Source organism: Marinomonas phaeophyticola, assembly GCF_026966905.1.
GTDB lineage: Bacteria > Pseudomonadota > Gammaproteobacteria > Pseudomonadales > Marinomonadaceae > Marinomonas > Marinomonas phaeophyticola.
This window is the reverse complement of sequence record NZ_JAPUBN010000006.1, coordinates 75,155-99,251: the sequence shown is the minus strand read 5'-3', so window position 1 is coordinate 99,251 and position 24,097 is coordinate 75,155. Positions and strand designations below refer to the sequence as shown.

The window sequence follows — 24,097 nt, the reverse complement described above, 5'->3', positions numbered from 1 at the left end:
CAGAACGATTACATAGCAAGCACAATCGTGTTTTCCCCTTTAGCAGGTACGGCGCAACAGAGCAGTACCTTTCCTGGCTCAATACTCGCTGTCGGCGGGTTACGATAAGTAATAGCACCATTTTGTAACCTGACAGAGCATGATCCGCAAGAACCACTGCGACAACTGTATGCGGGAGTCAAGCCTTGATCTTCAGCGACTTCTAGTAAGGTTTTGTCACCCGCACGCCATTCCCTTTCAATCCCTGATTCACTAAAACGAATCATGGCACGGTCTGACTCCTTTATTCTTCCTCCTGGTATGACTTTTCTTTGTAAGGCAGAAGGTCCGAATGCCTCAGCATAAATACGCCCGTCTTCCACTCCTAATGCAATCAATTCATCGTACATAGTTTGCATAAAACCATTTGGTCCGCATATATAAAAGTCACAGCGCTCAATATGATCATTAGAATAAGAATCCAAAGTGAACTCCTGTCGAAAAACATCCGCATTTATTCGCCCTGAGACAGTGAAATCCCTCCCTATTTTACTCTTTCCATCAGGCTGACTAATAACGGAGAGATAGCGGAGCTTACCCTCAGTTTCTTTTTGCAACATGTTAAAAGAACGAAAAAAAGCCCTTTCTTCAATTGTTCGACAGGCATGAAATACAGTTAATTGTCGAGTATAGCGGGTTCGCTTTCCTTCATTCGCAATATGCTGTGCCATGGACATCATCGGTGTCACACCTACACCACCAGCAATTAACACAGCAGGACGGTCAGCCTTTGCATCGATATAAAAATGACCAGTCGGCACTTTTACTTGAATAACTTGACCTTCAATAAGATCATCATGGAAAAAGTTAGATACACTCCCACGCTCTTCGCGTTTAATAGAGAGGCGATAGTAATACTCATTGGGCGCATTCGATACGGTATAGTTACGGATGTTGTCTTGTTTTCCTATCGGCACTTTTACTGTCAAATGCTGACCTGCATAAAACGGCAATACCACCGAACCGTCCGCAGGCCTTAAATAATATGAACAAATCACACTATTTTCGGGTTCAATTTTTTCTACTCGATAAGATTGCCAACGATTACGAAGCCCTTCCATCGCAAGTCGTTTTTTCGCTTCTTGCCATGTACCCATCATTTCTGAATTGGGTGAATACTCTGCAGATAGGCTTCTAAAAGGCAGGGCGTCTTTTAACCATTGCCCTTGAATGACAGTAAAGCGCCAAGCTCTTTCTGCACCTCGAAAAGACAGTACCTCGGGATCATCCTCTAATAACAGTTCAACGCTACCAGTTAGCTGCAATAAATCACCAGTGATAAAGTCTGGGAATAGTAACCCTGCTTTCGGATTAATTAGAAAATTACCTAACGTATTAAAAAAATGATTGCCTGGGAAGTCTGGAATCGTTAACTGGTTGCCTTCTCGCTTAACAAAACCCGGCATACCACCACGATGAGAAACATCCACGCCTTCCCTTACAGGCTGTTCTAGAGCAGGCACGAAGCTGGCTACAAAAAAAGTATCTGCATTGTCTATCAACTTATTAGCCATTTTATCTAGGTTAGAAAAGTGCTCAACCGTGTGGCTAGGACTCATCGAACCCACTGGACGTACATATTGATAGTGCCGAGTCTGTATGTACTGGGGACAGTTACCAAACGACTGATCAACATTTAGAGCAATCATATTGTCATTAACCTCACCTATGCGCACATTGACTCTATTTCTCCGTCTCGACATCAATTCGATACCCAATAACCCTAGTGGTCGCCCCGTTTCGTTTATGGAATCCTGTAATGGATCGCCCGCAATAACACGGGTAGATAAAGACAAACTCGTCTCTGTAGGGGATTGAATAAAACCCGCTTCTCCAAAGACCATTGAAGCCCATGGATTATTTTGATTGTCTACACTACCAACGACAACAAAAGGCAATTGTCGAAAAAACTCACGGTGCTGTGCTGGCATAAAAGAACGAACGGCACGTCGACCGATCCCATCCATCGTTTCTTTTTTACCTATACGCTCCTGCAAGGATTGTTCACCTTGATGGAAAGGTGAACCTATCTTTTGTGTGATGTCTTTCATACCAAGCTCGACTTACTCTGCAAATATGTGAAATTGAATAGCCTTGTCATCACCGTTCACAAAGGTCGGCGTCGTCCACCGACCTTGTAATAATCACAGGGCGTTTTTCGATGTCTAGCTCACTAAGCCAGCTTTAGTTGAGGGCATAGGCACAAACCCCTTTAAGGTTTCAATATTTGTTAATAACCGACGTACATTTGGGTATTCATCCAAAGAAACTCCCCCTTCTGGGGCATGCGCGGTATAACTGTAGATAGCAACATCGGCGATAGTGGGTATATTGTTCACTAAGAAATCTTTACCCTCTAATTCGCTGTCTAACCTTGCTAAGGCTTTAGCGGCCACCATCAAAGTTTGCTCCTTGTTAAACGGCGCATTAAACACATTAATTAATCTGGCGGCCGCCGGTCCATAAGCAATCTCGCCAGCGGCCATGGTTAAATATTTCTGAACGTGTGCTTCTGCCACAAGATCTGTGGGCATAAAAGCAGGAGCATATTTACGTGCTAAGTAAACCAAAATAGCATTGGAATCGGATAATTTGATGTCTCCGTCTACGATCGCAGGGACTTGACCGGCTGGATTAATCGCTAGAAAATCCGCTTGCTTATGCTCCCCATTAGGTAAATCAAGATTCACAACCTCATGATCTATACCAGCTAAGTTCGCAAACAACACAACACGGTGTGCATGACCAGAAAGAGGAAAATTATATATACGTAGTGCGTTATTCATATTGCATTCCTATCTAAATGTATTTTTTAGCGTCATGGTAACTAGAGCATTCACAATCAAATTACCCCTTGATTCACGACACGTCGTGAACAAGTAATATCTTATAGGGAGTTGATTGGTAAGATAATAGACACTAATGTTTAAAAATAATGTACATTATGTTCATAATATAATGAGAGGTATGGATAATGGACACAATAGATGGAATGAGGACGTTTGTTGCCGTTGCCCTGCAGCAATCCTTTACTGGCGGTGCAAAAACACTTGGCATCAGCACCAAGCTTGCTAGTAAATACATTGGTCAACTAGAAGATAAGTTAGCGACACAATTATTCAACCGAACCACTCGCAGTGTCACATTGACAGAGGCGGGTAACACCTATTTACGACATTGTGTTCCAATACTGAATCAAATTAATGAATTAGAAAGTATCCTTCAAGAAAACCAAACGAATATCGCCGGGCCTATTCGTCTGAGTGCGCCAACAGGCTTTGGTAGTCAAAGTGTTATTGACGCTTTGAGTATGTTCCAGAAAACGCATCCAAGAATTGCCATTGACTTACACCTCTCGGATCATAGGGTCTCTATTATTGAGGAAGGTATTGATCTCGCCATTCGCCTAGGTGAGTTAGAGGACTCCAGCCTTATTGCTCGAAAACTAACGCAAATGGATGTCGTTGTTTTCGCATCAAAAGACTATTTACAGAAACACGGAACACCAACCCATCCTAGAGAACTAGCGGAACATAATTGCTTAGCACTTACCATTGCCTCTACCCCCAATCACTGGGCCTTCGAAGCAAACTTACAAAATGATAGCCATAAATTCATTGTGCCAATAAAAGGGGATTTTAAATCAAATTCCCCTAAAGCCCTGGTTAATATGGCGATTAAAGGTCAAGGAATAAGCAGAGCCCCAATCTACGCGGTGGCTCCATATATAAAATCCGGCCAGCTAGAGGTTCTTTTTTCAGACTACCAAACCGAAGGCATTACCCTCAATGCGATTTTCCCACCGAACCGTCATTTAACCACTCGAATAAGAACGCTCATTGATTACTTTGTCATCTATTTTTCTCAACTAGATTATCACTAATTTTAAATAGCACATTTCATAATTAAAAATCACCTGGCGCACATTGTAGACAAGTCATACCGAGGTTACGCCATCCTTCCACTACGGCGTCTCTGTCATCAAGCACTAGCCAAGGTTGAAAGCCATCCGCGTGAATTTTTGCTAGCAAGGCTTTTTTAACCTCTTCATCTGGCATAGAATCGGCGTGATCGGGCCTCAAATAGACGCCATCAAACGGCACATTATGCTTTATCATCCAATCAATTGAGTGCTGTTTATGTGACTCTGGTCGACCACTGCAGATCAAAATACACTGTCCTTGTTGCTTAAGAATATTGACTAAACGTAAGACATTTTCAATCACAGGTGCGTCTTTCATATATTCGAAGAAAGGTCCCCAGTGCTTCTCTGCTCCCAAAACCCAATGTGAAACTTGAGCATGATCAAATTCCGCTAAAGTTCCATCTAGATCGACAATTACAGCATTTGAATTCATTTGAACTTTCCTTTAAATGGAGAAATAGACCAACCATGACCATTTTGGTTAGGGTTAAATATAATAGGGGTTACATTACCCACTCTAGGGCAATAAGGTGTGCCATTAATCAGATTATTTAGCACGCGGTACACCCCGGAATGCGCCACAATTAAGGGCCTCTCATATTGGCTCAAAATCGTATTTAGAGCTTTTATAACACGCGCTTCAAATACCAACCATGACTCGCCATTTGGAGGCGTTAGTTCATAAGGCGTCTGTTGCAAAATGCTCTCACCTTCTAAATCGCCCCAATTGCGTTCTTTTAGCCCATCATAATGATGGCACGGATAATCAGGAACAAGATACGACGCCGTTTCTTTAGTACGTTTTAGTGAACTTGTGCAAACAGCACTCCATTCAATCCCGGTCAAAATTTCTGACGCCTTCTGCGCTTGAAGAATGCCTTCCTCACTCAGTTGACTGTCAGTAAAGCCGCCGATTAACCCAGACTTGTTGTAAACACTTTGCGCATGACGAACAAACACAAATGGTGCTTTTATTAATGTCATAATGTCATCTCCTTCAAACGAAATTGGAGTATTTTTACTCCCTTTTTTCTTTGCTATAACCAAGCATGTCGATTCAATTTATCCGCTTTTCTGTGATTGGAAACATTGTCTATATCATCGTAATAACGTTCTATATAGGAACGCGTCGTGACACTGTTCCCAAGGGATTGTTGCCAAGCGGGCAAATCGTTAATCGTTTGAAACAAAGGTAAGCAAACTTGACACTGAAGATAATCGATCAGTTTTTTTAAGTCCCGTTGACGCGGATGCACATTCCAGCGAACAAAAAAAGCATCCCCTTTATTAACAGAGTATTGAGCATGCTCAGGAAGATGACCTGTATAGACCGGTAAATAGCGCTCTGGTTGCGCAAGTAATTCTGCCGCCTCTCCGCTTAGGCCATCAGGATCACCGCAGAGCAGGACTTTCGCGTCAGTATCGAATGGCTTGCTTTTAAGTCTCATTAATACAGGCATCATAGAATGACAAATCCCCTCTTTTGCACCCGCCAACACATTTTCAGGTGAAATACAGTCGGCCGCTAATGTCCAATCGTGAAAACCAATAGACGATAACCAGCAAGCAATTTCCAAGGCCCTACCGGTTTGTGGCACGGGCATAAGTAAGGCTTTCTCATGCGTTAAAAACGTCTCCAACTTACGTTTACACCCATCTAATGATTCATCATAGAGACCATAAGACGCATCCAATAGCGCAATTTCCGCTGTCGGTGGTGTTGTAAAAGCATACAGAGTGGATTCAAAACTGAAATCGCCACTGTAAAACACACCATTACCAATGGCAAAATGAAGCCATACACCACCAAATGAATGACCAGCTGACCCTGTGGTCACAGTGATGCCTTCGATTGGAAGAACTCCGCAGACAGGTAAAGTACGGACATTCAGTCCTGCTGGGAATTGCTTTTGAACCTCTGTCGTTGCGTAGATAGGTATTTGATTAACTTTATTATCTTGCGCTATTTCTCTTAATGCTCCCATATGATCCTCATGATCATGAGAAATAAAAATGGCATCAAGATTGTCCGGTATTTCCCAACCTTTATCTTCACCCGCCTCCAGTGCGCCCCCCGCATCCAATAAGAAACGGATCGGGCGGGGATTACCTTCGTCAGAACACGTCATCAAAATGGCCGCCGCGGTTTTTCGACCGGCGCCACTAAGCACATCAATACTGATTTTCATACGTCTTCCTCCAATGCCCAAGCCTGTATTAAACGAACGTAATGTTTACTACCCTCAATCATGGGATACTCGCTATAAGCTAAGAGAGCTTGACCATCATTCAGTATTAACTCAACGTCATAACGTTCACCACGGAAAATACAAGTACGCACTTGCACCGATAATGCATCAACGTTTTCTTCTACGAATTGGATATCATGGGGACGAATTAAAATAGAACTGGTAGCCGCAGACGCATTAACCATTTGTACTATTTGATGTAGGGTGTCGGTTTTCACATATTGCAAGGGTTCAATGGCCGCAACCTTCAACACCGATCCGCGACCAATAAAATTTGCCAACCAAGTATTCTTTGGCGTGTTATATAATTCTTCTGGGGTGGCCCATTGCACTAACTGCCCTTTATGCAATACGGCAATGTGATCCGCTAACGACATGGCTTCTGATTGATCATGAGTAACATAAACAATTGTCGCCTTAGTGCGTTTATGGAACGCTCTAAAAGTGGCTTCCATAGTGGCTCGTAAATGCCTATCTAAATTGGCCAGAGGCTCATCAAATAACACCACATCCGGCTCTGTCACTAAACTCCGAGCGAGAGCCACACGCTGGCGTTGACCGCCGCTCAATTGCGATGGCAAACGATTTGCGTAATCTTCCAACTCGACGACAGACAAGGCATCCTTAATACGTTGCTCTTTTTCCACTCCTTTTATTTTTTTAATTTTTAACGGGTAGCCGACATTTTCAGCCACTGTCATATGTGGCCAAAGGGCATAGGATTGAAATACCATGCCAAAATTCCTCGCTTCTGTGGGCACATGCTGTTGTTCACTAGAAAGACAGCGCTCACCATGGCGGATTTCTCCTGAGCTTACTGGCTCAAACCCTGCTAACATCCTTAAAATAGTCGACTTACCACAACCGCTGGGGCCTAATAACGCCACAAAAGACCCGGGTTCAATGCTTAGATTTAAATTATTAATGACCCGCTGTTCTGAAAACTGTTTACAGACATTATGCAGTATTAATCGTGCCATGGAATGATTCCTTTTGGTAAACGAGGAGCCAGCAAACTCAATAAAGCCATCAGAGATGCGACTAAAAGCACCACTAATACAGAAATAGCAGAAGCCAATACACTGTCGCCACTTTCATCTAAGTTGAAAATCAAAACGCCTAAAGTTTCATTACCTGCACTCCATAAAAGTGCTGAAACCGTTAATTCATTGATGGAAATTAAGAAGACCAACAAACCACCAGCAAAAAAAGCCGGTGCTGTTAATGGCAAAATTATGTGCATTAATCTTTGTATCGAGTTTGCTCCTGCCAGTTGCGCGGCTTCTTCTAGGGAGGCATCTAAAAGAGACATGGCCGTCATTACAGGCTTTAAACACACACTGAGAAAGCAGGACAAATAGGCTAGAAATATGATCCCTAAGGTGCCATATAAACTCACATTAATAATAGGAAGTGGCTTAGCAAACAATAAGATAAAAGCAATCGCCAAGACAATTCCGGGTATTGCGTACGGCACCTCTATTAGACTGGCCACTACAGATCTGACTCTCATCGGTAAGCGCATCAATAAATAGCCAAGTGGCAAACAAACCAACATAAGCACCATAGCGGTAAAAAAGGCCAACATGCCGCTATTAACAAAGGCCCTCGCTGTTGACCCTTGATTACTGACCATTTCGACATATGCGTTTAATGTAAAGGTATTACTGTTGAGCGGCATTCCAAGTGCTGGTACAAAAGAGCTGATTATCAAGCCAATTAAAGGAATCACTAAAATGAAGCTTAAAACCATTCCTAAAGCAAATTCAGTCGGCATTCTTGCCTTCTTAAGATCAAAGAATATTGGTTGCGTAGTATGGCCTATTAAAGCGTACTGACTGCGCTGTTGTAACCATTGCTGCAGTAGCATTCCCGCTAATACCAACAACGCAATGATCATCGACAATCCCGCCACTTCACTAAGAATATCCTCGCCAAAGCCGGCCATTTGTTGATAAATCAGTGTTGGTAGCACCAAGTAGTTAATGGGAATCCCAAGCATGGCAGGAATACCAAAATTACCTAACGAAGACACAAATGCTAAGGCCGCTCCAGCCACCAATGCGCTTCGTGATAGAGGCACTATAATATCAATCCAGATACGAAATTGTGACGCACTGGCCATTCTGGCAGCTTCCACCATATCTTGTGGCAAGTTCATTAACTGAGTACGCAACGCTAAAAAGACTAAGGGAGCACTTTGAATACCCAGTAGCAAAGCGATACCTTCTGCGGAATACATTGGGTTTGCACTGCCTAATGCAGGGGCTATGCCGAATGTATTTAATAACGGGCTGGCAGGACCAAACAATTGCAACCAACTTAAGGCCGTTACCTGAGGTGGAATCATCATGGGTAACATGAAGCAGAACACCCATAGAGGCCGACGTCGTATATTGGTTAAAGACACGATAAAAGCGAACCCAGAACCAAGTAACACCGCAATCAATGTGCCCAAGCTCGAGGTATAGAAGCTGTTCTTTAGTGCTCTCCAAGTGCGCTCGCTGCTTAATACATCAGACAAAGGAGAAGACGCAGTAAAACTGACGCTAGTTACAGCCTCTGTCAATAACCTTAAACTTGGTAGCAGGCTGATTAAAGCAATTAATAAAAATAAAAGTAAGGACAGCCAGCGTAGCTGACTGTCCAAAGAGCGAATTAGCATTTTCATTAGCCTTCAAAAATCGCACTAAAACGCGCTTTGTTAGCGGCATTATTTTCTAAGGTTTTTGCTGCATCAAATGGCATTAATTTAATGTCTGCACGGTTTGGGAAACCGTCTGGGACAGGCATATCACTACGTGCGGGTAAGTACCCTTGATCTAATACCAATTGCTGTCCTGGTTTTGATAATACAAAATCCACAAAGCGTTTCGCTGCGTCCTTATTTTGAGCCCCTTTCATGATGGCAACCGGTTCAGTCACCATACTGACACCCGTCTTCGGAAAGATGAATTCAATAGGTGAACCTTTACGAGATTCTCTAATCGCTAAGAAATCAACAATCACACCATAGGGTTTAGAACCAGATGACACCGCTTTCAAAACGCCACCATTACCACCTTGAGCCATGACTTTATTCTCATGCAATTGCTCATAATAGGTCCATCCTAAATCGGCTGATTCAGTTAAGGTCGCTAGATGAATCAAGGCCGCACCTGAATACAATGGACTTGGCATGGCCACCTGGTTTTTGTATTCTGTATTAGCCAAATCACTCCAATCTAATGGCGTTTCTGGCGCTCGATTATGACGAACTATCCCGGTAGTAATCAGTTTTGTTCCATAATAAAAGCCCTTCTCATTATACAGAGCTGGATCATAATCCTTTTTAAATGGGCTGTTGTAGGCATACAAATAATCCTCTGCCACCATAGACTCCATGGTAACGCTGTCTGCAATTAAGAGTACATCCGGTTTTACCACACCACTGCTTAACTCCGCACGAAGCTTAGTCATTAGCTTAGTGGTGCCATCACGTACCCAATCGACTTTGATATCAGGATTTTGTTTTTCAAATGCGTCCACCGTCATCTGCGCATCTTTATTCGGCTGACTAGTATAAAGCGTTAAGGTTTCAACGGCCTGAGCGCTCAAAGGTAAAGTTAAAGAAACAGCAACCAGAGTAGACAAACTATTTTTAAGTTTCATTGTGAAATGCTCTTTTTTTAAAGTAAGTTTTTTAAGTGAGATCTCACAATACCTTGGTTATTTGACATTAAAGTGACACGAAACTTTCGTTTAATTAAAAAACGCTTTCGTTTTATCAAACATCACTTTCGTGGACTCAAAATGCAAAGAAATCTGAATATAAGGACGAATAAGAGATGAACAAACGACAACAGGAAATAGTTCAATGGATTAATAAACACGGTCGTAAATCGTTAAATGATGTGGCCGAAGAGTTTGCCGTTTCAGTACAAACCATTCGTACCGATATTCGTCGTTTAACCGACCGAGGATTAATTCTTCGCAGTCATGGTGAGGTGGTCCCTTTCCCACACAGGGAAAACATCAGCTTTGATCAACGTCGAATACGTAATTTAGAAGGGAAGCAGCGTATTGCCGAACTCTGTATGACCAAAGTGGCTGACTACCAGTCAATATTTCTTGGAACCGGCTCCAGCGTGTCGGAAGTCGCCACACGACTCAACGAGCTGAGAGGATTGCAAATTATGACCTGTAACTTACATGCTGCACGTAATCTCTGTGAGCACCCAGATTGTGAATTAACCATTGCGGGAGGACGAGTTCGTAAGCGAGATCAAGATGTCATTGGAGGCGATGCGGTGCGGTTTTTTCAGCGTTATCGCGCAGATATTGGTATTTTTTCGGTGGCCGCCATCAATAAAAATGGCGAGCTGTTTGATTTTACAGACGATGACATTATGTCTTTAGAAGCCTTGGTTGATAACGCCCATTATCGAATTTTACTGTTAGACAGCACCAAATTTGACCTTGAATCACGTTGTGTATGGAACCGTGTCAATAATTACCATTGTCTAATCACCGATGTAAAACCGTCCCAATGGTTACTCAGTAAGCTACAGAGTCAAGGCATTGAAGTGCTTTATTAACCCAGTATCGAATCTACAGCGACGTATAACCTATTGTAAACAACGTTGAATAGTATTGATTACCGTATTCACCCGTTGAGGTAAACGGCTTATATTTTGTGTGGCGACATAGAGTGTTTCTGAGACGGGGTTCGATAATGGTTGCGTGAAGATAAGATGTGGATGAGAAAAGCTCTCAACCGCGTGACTTGGTAACACAGTAAAACCCAAGCCTAAACTGACGGGTTTTAAGATTAAATTAATTTGATTAGAAAAACCCTTTTTTTAAATTCTCGAATATGTTTAAACTCTTTATAATTCGCACTCAATAATAAATTAGCATGATGGGTACCATCCGGGTGATCGATAAACCCCAGCGCTTCTAAGTCTTGCCAACTAGGCGTTTCTGTTTGAGACGCTTTAGATGGCTGTTTTGCATTCATGTCTCTTTTCTCTATCACCGCTGGCAAAACCAAAAGCAGGCCTTCTTCACCAATAGGACGGCATGCTAATCCATTTTCTGTGGGGACCTTAGTTAGCAAACCACAATCAATACGTTTATCCATTAGCGCTTGCTCTATATCGTTGTTGGGAGCAAAACGATAGTCAATGATCAACTTAGGATATCGCTGCTGTAGTTGCAAAAGGTGTGGGTAGAGTTTTAAACCAATGCTCCCAGGTGACATGATTTTTACCATTCCTTCATACGCTGGGTCAGCCAACACATTGGCTTCAAGGTCATTTAACGCTTGTACAATTTTCTTGGCTTCTTGGTATAACGTTCTGCCCGCGTCCGTAAGCTCAAATGACTTCCCCTCTCGATTCAACAAGCTTGTTCCAATCTGTTCTTCTAGCTTTTTAATATGCTGACTTACACCGGATTGCGTCATATACAACTTTTCCGCCGTTTTAGTGAAATGGCCATTTTCCACCAAACTGCAAAAACTTCTTAACAAGACAGGATTGATCATTACGTTTTGTACTCAAAATTATCAAGAAACATAATTTCCAATAATAACTCATTCCTCTTAATCTACAAGCATAACGATTACAGGAGATCATTTATGACTAACGTTTACCCAAGAAATTTTTCCCACATCGGCATTTCTGTTCCAGACTTAGATAAAGCCGTTGAATTTTACACCCAAGTAATGGGTTGGTATCTCATTATGGAACCCACTCAAATTGAAGAAGATGACAGTCCAATTGGTCAAATGTGTACCGATGTTTTTAGTGCTGGATGGAAAAGCTTTCGCATTGCTCACCTTTCAACAGGTGACCGTATTGGCGTGGAGCTTTTTCAGTTTGTAAACCAAGAACAACCAGAGAATAACTTTGAATACTGGAAAACCGGTGTCTTCCATTTTTGTGTGCAAGACCCGAATGTAGAGGAACTGGCGGCACGTATTGTGGCGGCGGGAGGCAAAAAGCGCATGGAGAAACCTCGATACTACTATCCAGGTAAAAAGCCTTATCGCATGATTTACATGGAAGACCCGTTTGGCAACATTTTAGAAATTTACAGCCACAGCTACGAATTAATCTACAGTGAAGGCGCCTACTAACCTTTATAGTGTTAGATAGCATTGCATTAGATCACACCTTTTTTTGAGAACAAAACCTCTAAGCCTGATTAGCTAATCTAGTGACAAATCAAGTTAATCTAGGCTTAGATGACGCATTAAGCCCTAATGCAATACTTTTGATAGAGAGCCACCAAAGCGAGCGCCAATAGAATCCCCACACTGTTTGCCGCAAAATCTTGCCATTCTCCATAACGATTCACATAAGGTTGAATCAACTCAATTACTCCACCCCAGATGAAAATAAAGCCACTCATTTGCAACAGTCGGTTAAAGGGACCGAAACAGCTAAGTAGTACCCAGGACCCAAACCCAATGACATGATGCAGTTTATCCGATCCTGCCACCACAGGTAATTGCTCTACTGGTGTTAAGGTAGATACACTGATGGCGATAAACCCAAGTAAGAAGCCAATAATTTGTCTTTTATGATAAAGAAGCGCAATAACAGAATTTGTTTTTAACATTGAAGCCACATCGAAGTTTCCAATTGATTACCTAGTCTCAAACTGGCTATTGAATCATTCTAGGGCGTTTTTGGATAGGAAAAGATAGATAGCGAATACATATGCTGTGAACATATAGAAAAGTGTGCGGTGAACATATAGAAAAGTGTGCGGTGAACATATAGAAAAGTGTGCGGTGAACATATAGAAAAGTGTGCGGTGAACATATAGAAAAGTGTGCGGTGAACATATAGAAAAGTGTGCGGTGAACATATAGAAAAGTGTGCGGTGAACATATAGAAAAGTGTGCGGTGAACATATAGAAAAGTGTGCGGTGAACATATAGAAAAGTGTGCGGTGAACATATAGAAATGTAAGCCGTAAAAAAGAGTCACTTCCCTTATTTACGGCTTAACATGAACTAAAGCGGCTGTCGTTACTTTGTCGTTACGTTACAGCTACGCTTTTTTCACAAACGCCGATTTCAACATCATGTCACCCGCACCATCTACTTTACAGTCGATGTCATGATCGCCATCCGCGAAGCGTTTAATGGTCGCTTTCGTACCAATTTTAAGCACGGTTGACGTCCCTTTTACTTTTAAGTCCTTTATTAAAGTAACCTTGTCTCCTTCTTGAAGCAGTGTGCCATTTGAATCTTTAAGAACAATGGTGTCGTCCTCTTCTTCAGCCACTTCATTTGGATTCCATTCATGGGCACATTCTGGACAGATCAACATTTCTTGATCTTGATACACATATTCTGATTCACACTTTGGACAGTTTGGCAGACTCATTGTTACCTCTCAGATAAAAATACAGATAAAATTTCCGGCGCATTATAACGTAATTATAATCACATGATAATGTTTTTATTTCTCTTAATCCTAGATCTAAACCTTGTTCTCTATCAGGAATCAGAAGAAGGTGGTGCGTCCTCCTCTTGCTGTAAAAAATCAATATCATGCTGTTCTAAATAACGTCGTATTAATTGGCGAGTGACTTGAGATGGCGTCAAATCCTGTGCTGCACACAATTGTTCAAAGGCTTTCTTTTTTCGCGGATCAAGCAATACTGTAAATCGAGCTGTTTTGTTTTCCATTATTTTCCCACCACTTAAATATTATAATTTGATTATAATGTGGTAAGGAGGTTTTAGAAACGTCTTAATGAGATCTTTAATTCGTTGCATAAACATGCGGTATTTTAGAAAGTGTAAAACCCACTGTTCGATAGAAGGTTAGTCATAAAAAAGTATGCATTATTACTTGAGCAAGCCTCTTATCCCAGATAAAGTCACGGCTCCATTTATAGAGACAGACACTTAATTGAGTAAAACTTATTATGTCAAAAATCATTTTATTAATTGCAATCGTCGCCATCGGCTTTTTTCTTTTCAACAAAAGTAAAAAGAACAAAGAATTAGCCATTGAAAACGCCAAAGCTGGTGAAGCCTTTTTAGAAGAAAATAAAAAAGACGTCGACGTGCATACCACAGAGTCTGGTTTACAATTCAAGGTATTGCAAGAAGGTACTGGGGACATCCACCCAAAGGCAACAGACACCGTAAAAGTACACTACCACGGAACCTTAATCGATGGCCGTGTATTCGACAGCTCGGTAGATAGAGATGAACCCATTGCATTTGGCTTAAACCAAGTCATTGCCGGATGGACAGAAGGTGTACAATTAATGGTTGAAGGTGAAAGACGTCGTTTCTATATCCCGAGCCACCTGGCCTATGGCAACAGTTCTACGGGCATTATTACCGCAGGCTCTACTTTAGTATTTGATGTTGAACTGCTAGCTATAAACCCTTAATTTAAACTTTTTTATCTGCCAAACGCGCTCTATCACTACCCTATTTATAGAAATAATCGCTACTTTATCAAGATCCATATAAAGTAGCCTTCTATTTATTTCGGGGCAATAAAACCTTATCCCTTAGATTTGAGCGTCTACTTATTTCTTGCTAAGGTAGACTTCCGTCGCATCTTTCACAAATAGGCTTTATGCCAGTAACATCATTCGTTAGCATTCATATAAACACCAAGTGATACCGCCTTATTCAATGATTTTATCTAAATACTATAATGGAAGCCAAAATGCCTAATGATTCTCTCGAAAAATTAACTCAAGCGGCAAACAGTTATAAGGCGATCTTAAATTCTATGGAGGAATGGGTTGTTATCGTCGATCATCAAGCAAAAATATTCTTTATTAATCGCCCTTATGCCCGTTTTTTAGGTGTTAAAGCTGACGACGTGAAAGGTAAAAAAGTGACCGATGTCATCGAAAACACTCGGATGCATATCACAGTACAAACGGGTAAAGCGGAACGGCTTTCATTTCAAAAAATCCTCGGAAGCAATATGATCGCCAGTCGCTTTCCAATCATTTCTCAAGGCAACATTATTGGTGCTGTCGGCACTGTCATTTTCCATGACACCCATGAATGGAAACAAATTAACAGCCACATAAAAGCTTTACTTGCTGAACAAGATTTTTTCCAGCAAAAAGCGCGCTCCACGGATAAAAGTAAAAACGGAGCCAACTTTCATTTAAACGATATTATTGGCGACAGCCAAATCATGAAAGCCTTAAGTACCAAAGTCACTCAAGTGGCATCCGGTGATGTGACCGTATTGATCCGTGGAGAATCCGGGACGGGGAAAGAGCTCTATGCACATGCTATCCACCAACTTTCAGACAGGGCGGATTTCCCTTTTATTAAGGTAAATTGCGCAGCCATCCCAGAGAACTTATTGGAAAGCGAACTCTTTGGCTATGAAGAAGGCGCCTTTACTGGAGCGAAAAAAGGCGGCAAAGCAGGAAAGTTTCAACTGGCTAATGGCGGCACCTTATTTCTTGATGAAATTGGCGATCTACCACGCTCAATGCAAGCCAAGCTACTAAGAGTATTACAAGATAGAGAAGTCGAATCCGTAGGCGGTATAAAACCCACACCTCTCAACATACGATTAGTGACAGCGACTCACAGACCGCTGGAATCCTTAATTGAAAGTGGCGATTTTAGAGAAGACTTATATTACAGAATCAACGTCGTTTCCTTAACCCTGCCACCCTTAAGAGAAAGGAGAGAAGACATACCAAAGCTGGCGGACTTTTTCTTGCAAAAATTATCGAGACGAACGGGGCGTAGAGCTCCAAAACTGACCGTTCAAGCCTTGACGGCCATGCTCGCTTACGATTGGCCTGGCAACATTCGCGAGTTGGAAAATGTCATGGAAGCCGCCTTCTACACCAGTCATGACCGTAAAATCCCGCTGTCATTATTACCGGCTCAACTCGCGACCGCACCCAGTGATTATCAAGCGAGTCAAGCCATCCCTTTAACTAGCCTAAAAGAAGGGACTTTAAAAGAACAATTAAATGAAGCGGAAAGAAGCATTATTCAAGCGACGCTCATCGAATGCGGAGACAACAGAACCAAAACGGCAAAAAAACTGGGCATTAGCAAATCCACTTTTTATGAAAAACTCGATAAACACGGACTAAGTTGACCAAATGGTCTACTGGAAAAGTAAAAAAAGCCTCAATCGTCCGATTAAAAAAACACAGACCGATTTATCGGACAGATCTTTGTCAAAAAAACCACCCTTTAATTATTAAACCGTCCGAAAAATCGGATTTTTTTCTTTTTATTTTTTTAAAAAACACCATAAATTTTGTAACTACATGTTTTATATAAATAAAAAAATATTGGCATTATTATTGATACATTACCTCGGCAATATATTTTCTATTGTCTACATGGAATATAAAACACACAACAAGAATAATAGGATAGTAACCATGAAAAAAGCATTAATGACTGCCTCTTGCTTAACAGCTCTCACTGTCGCCATACCTAGTTATGCTGACTTTGATAAAATTCGCTGGCAGGTTCCAATGGCATTTTCTTCTTCATTGGTGGCCTTGGGTGATACCATGCCAGAAGTATCGAAAATGGTCAGTGAGACCAGTGGAGGCCGAGTTAAACTGCAAGTGTTTGAACCTGGCACCTTGATTCCCGCATTAAGTATTTTTGATAACGTAAGCGCTGGTAATATTTCAGCTGGTTATTCTTGGATGGGATATGAATGGGGTCAAGTACCTGCTGCTGCACTTTTTGGCGCGACCCCTTTTGGCCTTGAATCAAACGAATTTACGGCTTGGATGTATTATCACGGCGGCGATGAAATGCTCAAATCGCTATTCAAGCCATACGATGTTTATCCGATCTTATGCGGAACGATCAGCCCTGAAGCCGCGGGTTGGTATCGTAAGGAAATTAAGTCTGTAGAAGACATGAACGGGTTAAAATTCCGTGCAGCCGGTATCGGTGGTGAAATCATGACAGAGTTTGGTATGTCAGTGAATGTCTTTCCTGGTGGCGAACTCTACCAAGCGCTTGAAACGGGTGTCCTAGATGGCACTGAATTCTCCATTCCAACAGTAGATGAGCAATTAGGCTTCTACCAAGTGGCCAAGCATTATTACTTACCTGGTTGGCATCAACCTTCTACTAACCAATTCCTCTATATCAACCTGAATGAATGGAATGATCTAAATAAGCAAACGCAATCTTTGATCGAAAACGCCTGCGTCGCCGCGAACACATTGTCCATCGCCAAATCGGAAGCACTACAAGGTGGTGTATTGGCTAAATTCAAAGAAAAAGGGGTAGAGCTACATCAATATTCCCCTGAAATTTTATCGGCTTTTGAAACGGCTACCGATAAAGTCATGGCACGTCGTTCTGCTGGTGATGAAACCTTTGAAAAAATCTATGCGTCTATGAAAGACTTCCAAAAAGAAAACAGTGCCTGGAAAAACTTCGGTTATTTACCACGTGATTGGAATACTAAATAGTCTTCTTTCTTTAAAACCCAGTTAAGTGTGTCGGCACAGTAGGTGCCGACGTTTTCCACAAGGTGATCCATCATCTAGGGCTTAAAGGAGAAATTCATGTCCCATCCTACCCCTCAACTTGATTTAGCCGAGATTGAAGCCAAGCTATCGCACTCAAATCTAAATCAATTACCCCATACTAAATTGTCACTTTTTTTAGAAAAGTGTATTGAAGGTGTCGGTAGACTTACCTCTTGGTTATGGCTTTTTTTAATGCTACTTATCGTTGGCAATGCGTTAATGCGCTATTTTTTTAACACCAATTTTGTGGCATTAGAAGAACTGCAATGGCACCTGTATGCGGTCGGATTTATGCTTGGTCTATCCTATTGTTTTATTCATGACGGCCACGTTCGCGTTGATGCGATGGCAGAACATTGGTCTATGAAAACCCGTGTTTGGATAGAGATTATCGGTTTGTCCGTATTGCTGTTACCATTTTGCTTTGTCGTCTTTGAATATGCACTTCCATTTGTGCAACGCGCTTATCGACTCAATGAAATCTCTCCATCATTCGGAGGACTTTCTATGAGATGGATCATTAAATCCTTTATCTTGCTTGCCATCATTCTATTGGTGATCGCGGCCATTTCACGATGGTTACGTTGCATTGCTTATCTTAGAGGCTCACGCGCACGCACACTTTCGTCCACTTCATCTGAAAGTTTATAAGCAGGGGAATACTGTGTTAGAAACATATGAGTTTTTAGTCATTGCCATGCTTGGCAGTTTTATTTTATTAATTTTCACTGGTTTTCCTGTCGCCTGGATTCTTGCCGGTCTTTCAATTGTATTTAGTGTTATTGGTATCTTATCCTCTGAATACCTTGATTGGGATACCTATTACATGACGGACTGGCGCATTTACGGCACCATAGTTCAACGTATCTACGCTCAAATGAGCAATTGGGTTCTTGTCGCCCTCCCCATGTTTATCTTTATGGGATTAATGCTTGAACGCTCCGGTGTGGCTGAAAAATTAATGGTGAACTTTGTAAATTTGTTTGGCCGTTTCCGTGGTGGACTCGGTGTCGCCGTTATATTAATTGGTATCTTGTTTGCAGCTTCAACCGGCATTGTCGGGGCCTCTGTAGTGTTGCTGGCCATGCTGTCTATGCCGGTTATGTTGGAGCAAAAATACTCCCCTTCTTTTGCCAGTGGTATTGTTGCTTCATCCGGTACCTTAGGCATCCTAATCCCCCCAGCATTATGCTAATCATTATGGCAGATCAATTATCCTTATCAGTGGGCAACTTGTTTATGGGCGCCTTAATGCCGGGGCTATTACTCGGTTCTTTATATATTATCTATGTCATTCTGGCCGCGATATTTAATCCGAAAGTATGCCAACCCCCAAAGACTTACCGCCCATTACAGGCGCATTAATTTGGTCCACCTTAACGGCCGTCCTGCCACCACTTGGTTTAATACTCGCCGTATTAGGGTCCATTTTTATGGGTATTGTTTCACCAACAGAAGCCGCTGGCGTTGGGGCATTTGGGGCCACTCTTTTAGCCATTGGCAACAAACGCTTTAATCTAACCGTCTTATCTGAAGTCTGCCGCAAAACCACCATCACAACGGCCTTTGTATTTGGCATTTTTCTTGGTGCGACCGCTTTTGCTGTAGTGCTTAGAACGTTAGGCGGAGATGAGTTCATTAGTGAGTTACTTCATGGTATTCCATTGTCACCCACTGGCATTATCATCGTTATCTTACTGATTACCTTTGTGGCCGGCTTTTTCCTTGATTGGTTAGAGATCAGCTTGATCTTACTGCCGCTTGTTGGACCTGTCGTAGTCGCATTAGGTTTTGATCTTGTTTGGTTTGTCATTCTCTTCGCCTTAGCATTGCAAACCTCCTTTTTAACGCCTCCCGTTGGTTTTTCATTGTTTTATCTAAAAGGCGTGGCGCCTCCAAGTGTGACCACCATGCATATTTACAAAGGTGTCATTCCTTTTATTTTGTTGCAGCTATTCGCTGTGCTCTTAGTGTTCGTTTTTCCAGATCTTGTGCTCTGGTTACCCGAAGTGATTTACGGCTAGGTATAACACCCGCTGTTTGGAGAAATTTAAATGAAGAAAAAAACCGTACTGATCACAGGGGCGGCAAGTGGCATTGGTTTGGAAATCGCTCAAGCCTTTCTAAGAGCCAACATGAATGTCGCCATATTGGATTTCAGCGAGGAAGCCATTACAACGGCAAAATCAACTCTAGCGGACTATGCTAACTGTTGTGATTTCTTTGTGTGCGACGTCACTGAGGAAATCGCCTTTATGAATGCTATGGATGCGGCCCTAGCTCGGTTTGGACACATAGACATACTGATAAACAATGCAGGATTACAGCATGTGGCTCCCATTGAGGACTTCCCTGCTAGCACTTACCGTAAGCTTATTGATATTATGTTAGTAGCGCCTTTTTTAGCCATTAAAAAAGTACTTCCTTCTATGAAAGAAAGAGGAGAGGGTCGAATCATCAACATGGCATCAATCAATGGTTTAATCGGTTTTGCAGGGAAAGCGGGATACAACTCCGCCAAGCATGGTGTGATTGGATTAACCAAGGTAACCGCATTAGAAACAGCGCCTTTTGGCATTACCGTCAACGCTCTTTGCCCAGGATACGTAGACACGCCTTTAGTACGAAACCAACTACAGGATTTGGCCAAAACGCGTAATGTCGCACTAGAGAATGTATTGGAAGAAGTGATTTGGCCACTCGTGCCACAACGAAGGCTATTAACCGTAGAGGAAATCTCGGATTACTGCTTATTTCTTTGCAGTCCTTCCGCAAGAGGCGTAACTGGCCAAGCCATTGTTATTGACGGTGGGTATACAGCTCAATAACCCATAAAAAGCCGATTAGACATCCATCTAACCGGCTTTTATTTACTTATAAAACATCAAACAGATTAGTTTGAAATTTTAGAAAGAAGGTCTTGGTTGGTTACCAAGTTTCTCACGCCATGGGCATGATCCTCTTTAAATGTATTGTCACCGTCTTCACACCATTCTCCAACAGTTTCAATATTGACCTTTTCAACGTTTGGACGGACGCTCCAAGTCACTTGATACGGTGACCCTTCTTCATTGTAGCCAGGACCCGTTGTTGAACCTAAATATTCAACAGGGGTACCGGTTGAACTAGGGATATTGACCGCTTGATGAACGCCATTTTTCTTTTCGTGATGGGTTAGCTTAGTAAAATCACTGGCATTTTTATCATTCACAGCAACAAATACTTGCGTTTCAACACGTAATTGAGGGTTAACCGTTGCTTTATTAAAGCATGATCCTAAACTTTTACCCGGTTCAATATCGGCCGTTGAATACACATAATGCACTTCTATGGTATCACCAGAAGACAAAGCCCCGTGCTTGCTTGGGCATATATGATGTTTCGTTGGCGCCATTTCGGCTTTGCTTAACTTACCTGAATATTTATAGCCACTTGAATAGCCGTGACCATCGCCATTACCAGCAAATTCAGTGAACTCGCCCCCTTTATGTTCAGCATTTTTATGAAAATGGATGTTACATAAATTCATTGCCGTAGACGCTGGAGCAGTGCTAAAAACAACGGCATTTTTTCCCTCTACAGCATCAATATCACGAGGGGATTGAGGACCAAAGCCTTTGCCTTCGGTATTTTTTGCTAGATTTAAACGCTGCTCAGCTACGACTTCGTCTGATACAGACTTGTGACCTTCAGAGTGCGAATTATCTTTTGCCATTGCATTAAAAGGGATTAGTGCCGCCGTTGTTAATACTGCAAGCATTTTTGAATTCATCGTTTTTTCCTATACTGATTAATTAAGTCAAACATATCCATAACATTCAAACCATGAAGATAACGCTGTCTTCCGTTAGGTGTCCGGCAACCTTCTAGCGAAAAGTAACACTATGTAAATCAACAATCAATAAAATGCAAAAAATGTGTACGTAATTTATAAAAATCATGTATTTCAAGCATTAATGATCAAGTCCCTGAAACTATCAAATTCCTGCAACTATCAAATTTCTGAAACTAGTTAGAAAATCTAATGCCCTAAAATGTTTGCGAAGGCGGAAAACCAAAGAAGCGTTTATATTCACGACTGAACTGGGAAAAACTGTTGTAACCTACTTGAAAACTGGCCTCATTCGCCTGCATTCCTTGCTTTAACAATATTTGAGCCTTTTGGAGCTTAATGGACTTTATATACTGCATAGGAGATACATGCATGAGTTTTTTAAAAGCATTAAAAAAAGACGTCTTACTCATATTGGCAATACTCGCCAGCTCTTCTACTTGAATACTTGCATTCACATTATCGTGAATAAAGTTCACCGCTCTCGAAACCGGCTGAATATGCCCATACTGACTTAATAACTGACGTAATGCATAGCCATGTTCACTGGTGAGTAACCGGTAATAAATCTCATCCATAACAAAATCTCCCAGAATAGCCGCATCAGTTGTGTTGCTTCCCACTTTAATAAGCCGAATAAACAGATCCATCAAGTCATCACTGGCCTGACCAACAATGATGCATGAGGCATTCTCTGGCTCTGTATTGATCGCATTTTTTTCCTGTCGTTCAATACGAGTAATCATATCAGCTAACTTCACCAAATTAATGCTCATCACCGCTGATAAAAAAGGGATTTCTTTTGATGCGGATGTCACCTCAGCTCTAACAGGAATAGGAAGAAAATTAATAAAGTAATCCCCTTTCTTGTATAGAAAAGCCGACTCGCCAACACTGCATACTTTCTCCCCCTGCCCCATCATGCAAATAAGCGGCTCATAAAGAACCGGAGTTCGTGCTTGAGGGCGACTCCATTGCAACACTCCAACACCCTCTATAGCTAAAGGCGTGACACCTTCATGCTGAACATTTTGTTTAATCAATTGGTTGAATTCATCTATTTTATTCGACACCGATCACCCTCTGCTGTTTTTCGCATTGTTACTCGTATAAACACCTGTATAAAAAAAGAATACATACTACGAAGAACTGTAATTAAATCTATCTCTTTCCACTATTAAACCCATATTTGAAGAATTATGCATCACATAAGTCTATTTATGTATACGAATAATCATTAACTCGGACTATAGTGCATACCACATTCTATAACCTCAAAGGATCACATAAATGTTAGATTTTGATTATTACAACCCTACTCATATCGTCTTCGGTGAAAACCGTATTGCCGAACTCGATAAATTGATTGCGGCTGATGCTAAAGTAATGGTGACTTTTGGTGGTCAAAGCGCAAAAAAATACGGCACAATTGATAAAGTGATTGCCGCTTTAGGTTCTCGTGACGTCATTGAATTCAGTGGTATTGAAGCGAATCCTCAGTTTGACACTCTGATCAAAGCCGCCAATATGGCCAAAGAAAATAAGATTGATTTCTTACTTGCCGTTGGCGGTGGTTCTGTTATGGACGGCACAAAATTTATTGCCCTTGCCGCCAAAGCAGAAGCAGAAGATTATGCTTCCTTGTTATCCCATGGCTTTGCACCAGTTCCAGCCACAGAAGCCTTAGCACTTGGTTGTATTGCAACGCTACCGGCGACCGGTTCTGAAATGAATATGGGTGGCGTGATCACACTAGAACATCAAAAACGTCCCTTTATGTCACCACTCGTATTTCCAAAGTTCTCTCTTTTAGACCCTGAGCTGACAAAAACACTGCCAAAAGAACAAATTGCTAATGGCGTTGCCGATGCGTTTATACACGTATTAGAGCAATACCTAACTTTCCCTGTTGATGCACGCATTCAAGATCGATTCAGCGAAGGGGTACTGCAAACCTTAATCGAAATTGGGCCTGTCACCTATAAAGACAACGACGACTTAAATGCTCGTAAAAACTTTATCTGGTCAGCAACAAATGCACTAAATGGTGCCATTGGTGTGGGTGTTCCGCAAGATTGGTCAACGCACATGATTGGTCATGAATTAACAGCTTTATTTGATATTGCTCACGGCCGTACTCTAGCCATCATCATCCCTTCTTTATTACGCGAACGTAAAGAGAAAAAACACGCTAAACTAGTACAATTTGCTGAACGTGTTTGGGGCATCACCGAAGGGACAGCAGAGGAAAAAATTAATAAAGCCATCGACCAGACCGAAGCGTTTTTTAATTCCCTTGATATCATCACAAACCTAAACCATTACGGTATTGATGATGCCGGTATTGATAAAGTCATTGCCAACTTAGAAAACGTAGGTATGACCGCGCTATCTGAAAGTGGTGACCTGACTTTGGACATCGTCCGTAAGATTTTAATCGCCGCAAAATAACCTCTTAACAAAGCGTCATTCAAACCATAAAGGCCGGCGGTTAAAACTGGCCTTTATTCTGACTACCTACCTTCTTTTTTA

The 24,097-nt window shown here is 41.8% G+C and carries 23 protein-coding genes and 1 pseudogene; 10 read left to right on the top strand and 14 right to left on the bottom strand.

Annotated features, from left to right (window positions below; genetic code table 11):
- Positions 1-8: 8 nt before the first annotated feature.
- Both O1D97_RS01130 and O1D97_RS01125 read right to left on the bottom strand, forming a co-directional pair.
- Positions 9-2,090, bottom strand: coding sequence for a 2Fe-2S iron-sulfur cluster-binding protein (locus O1D97_RS01130; protein WP_269122052.1), 2,082 nt, complete (start codon positions 2,088-2,090; stop codon positions 9-11).
- Between the two features lie 114 nt (positions 2,091-2,204).
- Entirely contained in the window at positions 2,205-2,825 is a 621-nt protein-coding gene (locus O1D97_RS01125) for a glutathione S-transferase family protein (protein ID WP_269122050.1), read from the bottom strand.
- A 188-nt stretch (positions 2,826-3,013) separates the two neighbouring features.
- On the opposite strand from O1D97_RS01125, the gene O1D97_RS01120 reads away from it, so the two are divergent.
- On the top strand, positions 3,014-3,922 hold the full coding sequence (locus O1D97_RS01120; RefSeq protein WP_269122048.1) for a LysR family transcriptional regulator: 909 nt from the start codon (positions 3,014-3,016) through the stop codon (positions 3,920-3,922).
- Positions 3,923-3,944: 22 nt separating this feature from the next.
- On the opposite strand, the gene O1D97_RS01115 is transcribed toward O1D97_RS01120, so the two are convergent.
- The 6 genes from O1D97_RS01115 to O1D97_RS01090 are packed head-to-tail and all read right to left on the bottom strand — an operon-like array spanning position 3,945 to position 9,864.
- On the bottom strand, positions 3,945-4,397 hold the full coding sequence (locus O1D97_RS01115; RefSeq protein WP_269122046.1) for a phosphatase domain-containing protein: 453 nt from the start codon (positions 4,395-4,397) through the stop codon (positions 3,945-3,947).
- Positions 4,394-4,948: a histidine phosphatase family protein gene (locus O1D97_RS01110; protein ID WP_269122044.1), complete on the bottom strand. Its 555-nt coding sequence runs from the start codon at positions 4,946-4,948 to the stop codon at positions 4,394-4,396. Before O1D97_RS01110 ends, O1D97_RS01115 begins: the two co-directional genes overlap by 4 nt.
- A gap of 53 nt (positions 4,949-5,001) precedes the next feature.
- Positions 5,002-6,153 carry an MBL fold metallo-hydrolase gene (locus O1D97_RS01105; protein WP_269122042.1) on the bottom strand — a complete coding sequence of 384 codons (1,152 nt, stop codon included), beginning with the start codon at positions 6,151-6,153 and terminating at the stop codon, positions 5,002-5,004.
- Entirely contained in the window at positions 6,150-7,193 is a 1,044-nt protein-coding gene (locus O1D97_RS01100) for an ABC transporter ATP-binding protein (RefSeq protein WP_269122041.1), read from the bottom strand. The genes O1D97_RS01105 and O1D97_RS01100 overlap by 4 nt, the downstream gene beginning before the upstream one ends.
- A complete protein-coding gene (locus O1D97_RS01095; protein WP_269122039.1) occupies positions 7,181-8,878 on the bottom strand; it encodes an ABC transporter permease in 1,698 nt (565 codons plus the stop codon). Before O1D97_RS01095 ends, O1D97_RS01100 begins: the two co-directional genes overlap by 13 nt.
- A 5-nt stretch (positions 8,879-8,883) precedes the next feature.
- The gene (locus O1D97_RS01090; RefSeq protein ID WP_269122037.1) at positions 8,884-9,864 is read right to left on the bottom strand and encodes an ABC transporter substrate-binding protein; all 981 of its coding nucleotides are present in this window, start codon (positions 9,862-9,864) and stop codon (positions 8,884-8,886) included.
- 176 nt (positions 9,865-10,040) lie between these two features.
- On the opposite strand from O1D97_RS01090, the gene O1D97_RS01085 reads away from it, so the two are divergent.
- Positions 10,041-10,790 (top strand): DeoR/GlpR family DNA-binding transcription regulator, encoded by a 750-nt coding sequence (locus O1D97_RS01085; RefSeq protein ID WP_269122035.1) that lies wholly within the window; start codon positions 10,041-10,043, stop codon positions 10,788-10,790.
- A gap of 233 nt (positions 10,791-11,023) precedes the next feature.
- Here the strand turns inward: O1D97_RS01085 and O1D97_RS01075 are convergent, their stop codons facing one another.
- A complete protein-coding gene (locus tag O1D97_RS01075) occupies positions 11,024-11,740 on the bottom strand; it encodes a LysR family transcriptional regulator (protein ID WP_269122032.1) in 717 nt (238 codons plus the stop codon).
- A 93-nt stretch (positions 11,741-11,833) separates the two neighbouring features.
- Between O1D97_RS01075 and O1D97_RS01070 the strand changes: the two genes are divergently transcribed.
- Positions 11,834-12,334, top strand: a complete 501-nt coding sequence (locus O1D97_RS01070; RefSeq protein ID WP_269122030.1) for a lactoylglutathione lyase family protein — start codon at positions 11,834-11,836, stop codon at positions 12,332-12,334.
- Positions 12,335-12,450: 116 nt separating this feature from the next.
- Here O1D97_RS01070 and O1D97_RS01065 read toward each other — a convergent pair whose 3' ends face one another.
- The 3 genes from O1D97_RS01065 to O1D97_RS01055 form a co-directional block, all read right to left on the bottom strand.
- Positions 12,451-12,819 carry a VanZ family protein gene (locus O1D97_RS01065; protein WP_269122029.1) on the bottom strand — a complete coding sequence of 123 codons (369 nt, stop codon included), beginning with the start codon at positions 12,817-12,819 and terminating at the stop codon, positions 12,451-12,453.
- A gap of 437 nt (positions 12,820-13,256) precedes the next feature.
- A complete protein-coding gene (locus O1D97_RS01060; RefSeq protein ID WP_269122028.1) occupies positions 13,257-13,595 on the bottom strand; it encodes a zinc ribbon domain-containing protein YjdM in 339 nt (112 codons plus the stop codon).
- A gap of 113 nt (positions 13,596-13,708) precedes the next feature.
- Positions 13,709-13,900 (bottom strand): CopG family transcriptional regulator, encoded by a 192-nt coding sequence (locus O1D97_RS01055; RefSeq protein WP_269122026.1) that lies wholly within the window; start codon positions 13,898-13,900, stop codon positions 13,709-13,711.
- A gap of 242 nt (positions 13,901-14,142) precedes the next feature.
- On the opposite strand from O1D97_RS01055, the gene bamJ reads away from it, so the two are divergent.
- From bamJ to O1D97_RS01025, 6 genes and pseudogenes are all read left to right on the top strand, one after another.
- Positions 14,143-14,619: a BamJ family beta-barrel-assembly machinery protein gene (bamJ, locus tag O1D97_RS01050; protein ID WP_269122025.1), complete on the top strand. Its 477-nt coding sequence runs from the start codon at positions 14,143-14,145 to the stop codon at positions 14,617-14,619.
- Between the two features lie 284 nt (positions 14,620-14,903).
- Positions 14,904-16,322, top strand: coding sequence for a sigma-54 interaction domain-containing protein (locus O1D97_RS01045; RefSeq protein ID WP_269122023.1), 1,419 nt, complete (start codon positions 14,904-14,906; stop codon positions 16,320-16,322).
- Positions 16,323-16,614: 292 nt separating this feature from the next.
- Complete coding sequence (locus O1D97_RS01040; protein ID WP_269122021.1) at positions 16,615-17,673, top strand: TRAP transporter substrate-binding protein; 1,059 nt, start codon at positions 16,615-16,617, stop codon at positions 17,671-17,673.
- 96 nt (positions 17,674-17,769) lie between these two features.
- Positions 17,770-18,384: a TRAP transporter small permease subunit gene (locus O1D97_RS01035; RefSeq protein WP_269122019.1), complete on the top strand. Its 615-nt coding sequence runs from the start codon at positions 17,770-17,772 to the stop codon at positions 18,382-18,384.
- A 46-nt stretch (positions 18,385-18,430) separates the two neighbouring features.
- Positions 18,431-19,757, top strand: a pseudogene (locus O1D97_RS01030) (TRAP transporter large permease).
- A gap of 30 nt (positions 19,758-19,787) precedes the next feature.
- Positions 19,788-20,561 carry a 3-hydroxybutyrate dehydrogenase gene (locus O1D97_RS01025; protein WP_269122017.1) on the top strand — a complete coding sequence of 258 codons (774 nt, stop codon included), beginning with the start codon at positions 19,788-19,790 and terminating at the stop codon, positions 20,559-20,561.
- 65 nt (positions 20,562-20,626) lie between these two features.
- On the opposite strand, the gene O1D97_RS01020 is transcribed toward O1D97_RS01025, so the two are convergent.
- Together O1D97_RS01020 and O1D97_RS01015 are read right to left on the bottom strand one after the other, a co-directional pair.
- Positions 20,627-21,505: a delta-class carbonic anhydrase gene (locus O1D97_RS01020; protein ID WP_269122015.1), complete on the bottom strand. Its 879-nt coding sequence runs from the start codon at positions 21,503-21,505 to the stop codon at positions 20,627-20,629.
- A 257-nt stretch (positions 21,506-21,762) separates the two neighbouring features.
- Positions 21,763-22,638, bottom strand: a complete 876-nt coding sequence (locus O1D97_RS01015; RefSeq protein ID WP_269122013.1) for an AraC family transcriptional regulator — start codon at positions 22,636-22,638, stop codon at positions 21,763-21,765.
- A 217-nt stretch (positions 22,639-22,855) separates the two neighbouring features.
- Between O1D97_RS01015 and O1D97_RS01010 the strand changes: the two genes are divergently transcribed.
- Positions 22,856-24,016 (top strand): iron-containing alcohol dehydrogenase, encoded by a 1,161-nt coding sequence (locus O1D97_RS01010; RefSeq protein ID WP_269122011.1) that lies wholly within the window; start codon positions 22,856-22,858, stop codon positions 24,014-24,016.
- The last annotated feature ends 81 nt before the right edge of the window (positions 24,017-24,097 follow it).

Coding starts and splice junctions, on each gene's coding strand:
- O1D97_RS01130 (WP_269122052.1), bottom strand. CDS start 2,090: ATGAAAGACATCACACAAAAGATAGGTTCACCTTTCCATCAAGGTGAA.
- O1D97_RS01125 (WP_269122050.1), bottom strand. CDS start 2,825: ATGAATAACGCACTACGTATATATAATTTTCCTCTTTCTGGTCATGCA.
- O1D97_RS01120 (WP_269122048.1), top strand. CDS start 3,014: ATGGACACAATAGATGGAATGAGGACGTTTGTTGCCGTTGCCCTGCAG.
- O1D97_RS01115 (WP_269122046.1), bottom strand. CDS start 4,397: ATGAATTCAAATGCTGTAATTGTCGATCTAGATGGAACTTTAGCGGAA.
- O1D97_RS01110 (WP_269122044.1), bottom strand. CDS start 4,948: ATGACATTAATAAAAGCACCATTTGTGTTTGTTCGTCATGCGCAAAGT.
- O1D97_RS01105 (WP_269122042.1), bottom strand. CDS start 6,153: ATGAAAATCAGTATTGATGTGCTTAGTGGCGCCGGTCGAAAAACCGCG.
- O1D97_RS01100 (WP_269122041.1), bottom strand. CDS start 7,193: ATGGCACGATTAATACTGCATAATGTCTGTAAACAGTTTTCAGAACAG.
- O1D97_RS01095 (WP_269122039.1), bottom strand. CDS start 8,878: ATGCTAATTCGCTCTTTGGACAGTCAGCTACGCTGGCTGTCCTTACTT.
- O1D97_RS01090 (WP_269122037.1), bottom strand. CDS start 9,864: ATGAAACTTAAAAATAGTTTGTCTACTCTGGTTGCTGTTTCTTTAACT.
- O1D97_RS01085 (WP_269122035.1), top strand. CDS start 10,041: ATGAACAAACGACAACAGGAAATAGTTCAATGGATTAATAAACACGGT.
- O1D97_RS01075 (WP_269122032.1), bottom strand. CDS start 11,740: ATGATCAATCCTGTCTTGTTAAGAAGTTTTTGCAGTTTGGTGGAAAAT.
- O1D97_RS01070 (WP_269122030.1), top strand. CDS start 11,834: ATGACTAACGTTTACCCAAGAAATTTTTCCCACATCGGCATTTCTGTT.
- O1D97_RS01065 (WP_269122029.1), bottom strand. CDS start 12,819: ATGTTAAAAACAAATTCTGTTATTGCGCTTCTTTATCATAAAAGACAA.
- O1D97_RS01060 (WP_269122028.1), bottom strand. CDS start 13,595: ATGAGTCTGCCAAACTGTCCAAAGTGTGAATCAGAATATGTGTATCAA.
- O1D97_RS01055 (WP_269122026.1), bottom strand. CDS start 13,900: ATGGAAAACAAAACAGCTCGATTTACAGTATTGCTTGATCCGCGAAAA.
- bamJ (WP_269122025.1), top strand. CDS start 14,143: ATGTCAAAAATCATTTTATTAATTGCAATCGTCGCCATCGGCTTTTTT.
- O1D97_RS01045 (WP_269122023.1), top strand. CDS start 14,904: ATGCCTAATGATTCTCTCGAAAAATTAACTCAAGCGGCAAACAGTTAT.
- O1D97_RS01040 (WP_269122021.1), top strand. CDS start 16,615: ATGAAAAAAGCATTAATGACTGCCTCTTGCTTAACAGCTCTCACTGTC.
- O1D97_RS01035 (WP_269122019.1), top strand. CDS start 17,770: ATGTCCCATCCTACCCCTCAACTTGATTTAGCCGAGATTGAAGCCAAG.
- O1D97_RS01025 (WP_269122017.1), top strand. CDS start 19,788: ATGAAGAAAAAAACCGTACTGATCACAGGGGCGGCAAGTGGCATTGGT.
- O1D97_RS01020 (WP_269122015.1), bottom strand. CDS start 21,505: ATGAATTCAAAAATGCTTGCAGTATTAACAACGGCGGCACTAATCCCT.
- O1D97_RS01010 (WP_269122011.1), top strand. CDS start 22,856: ATGTTAGATTTTGATTATTACAACCCTACTCATATCGTCTTCGGTGAA.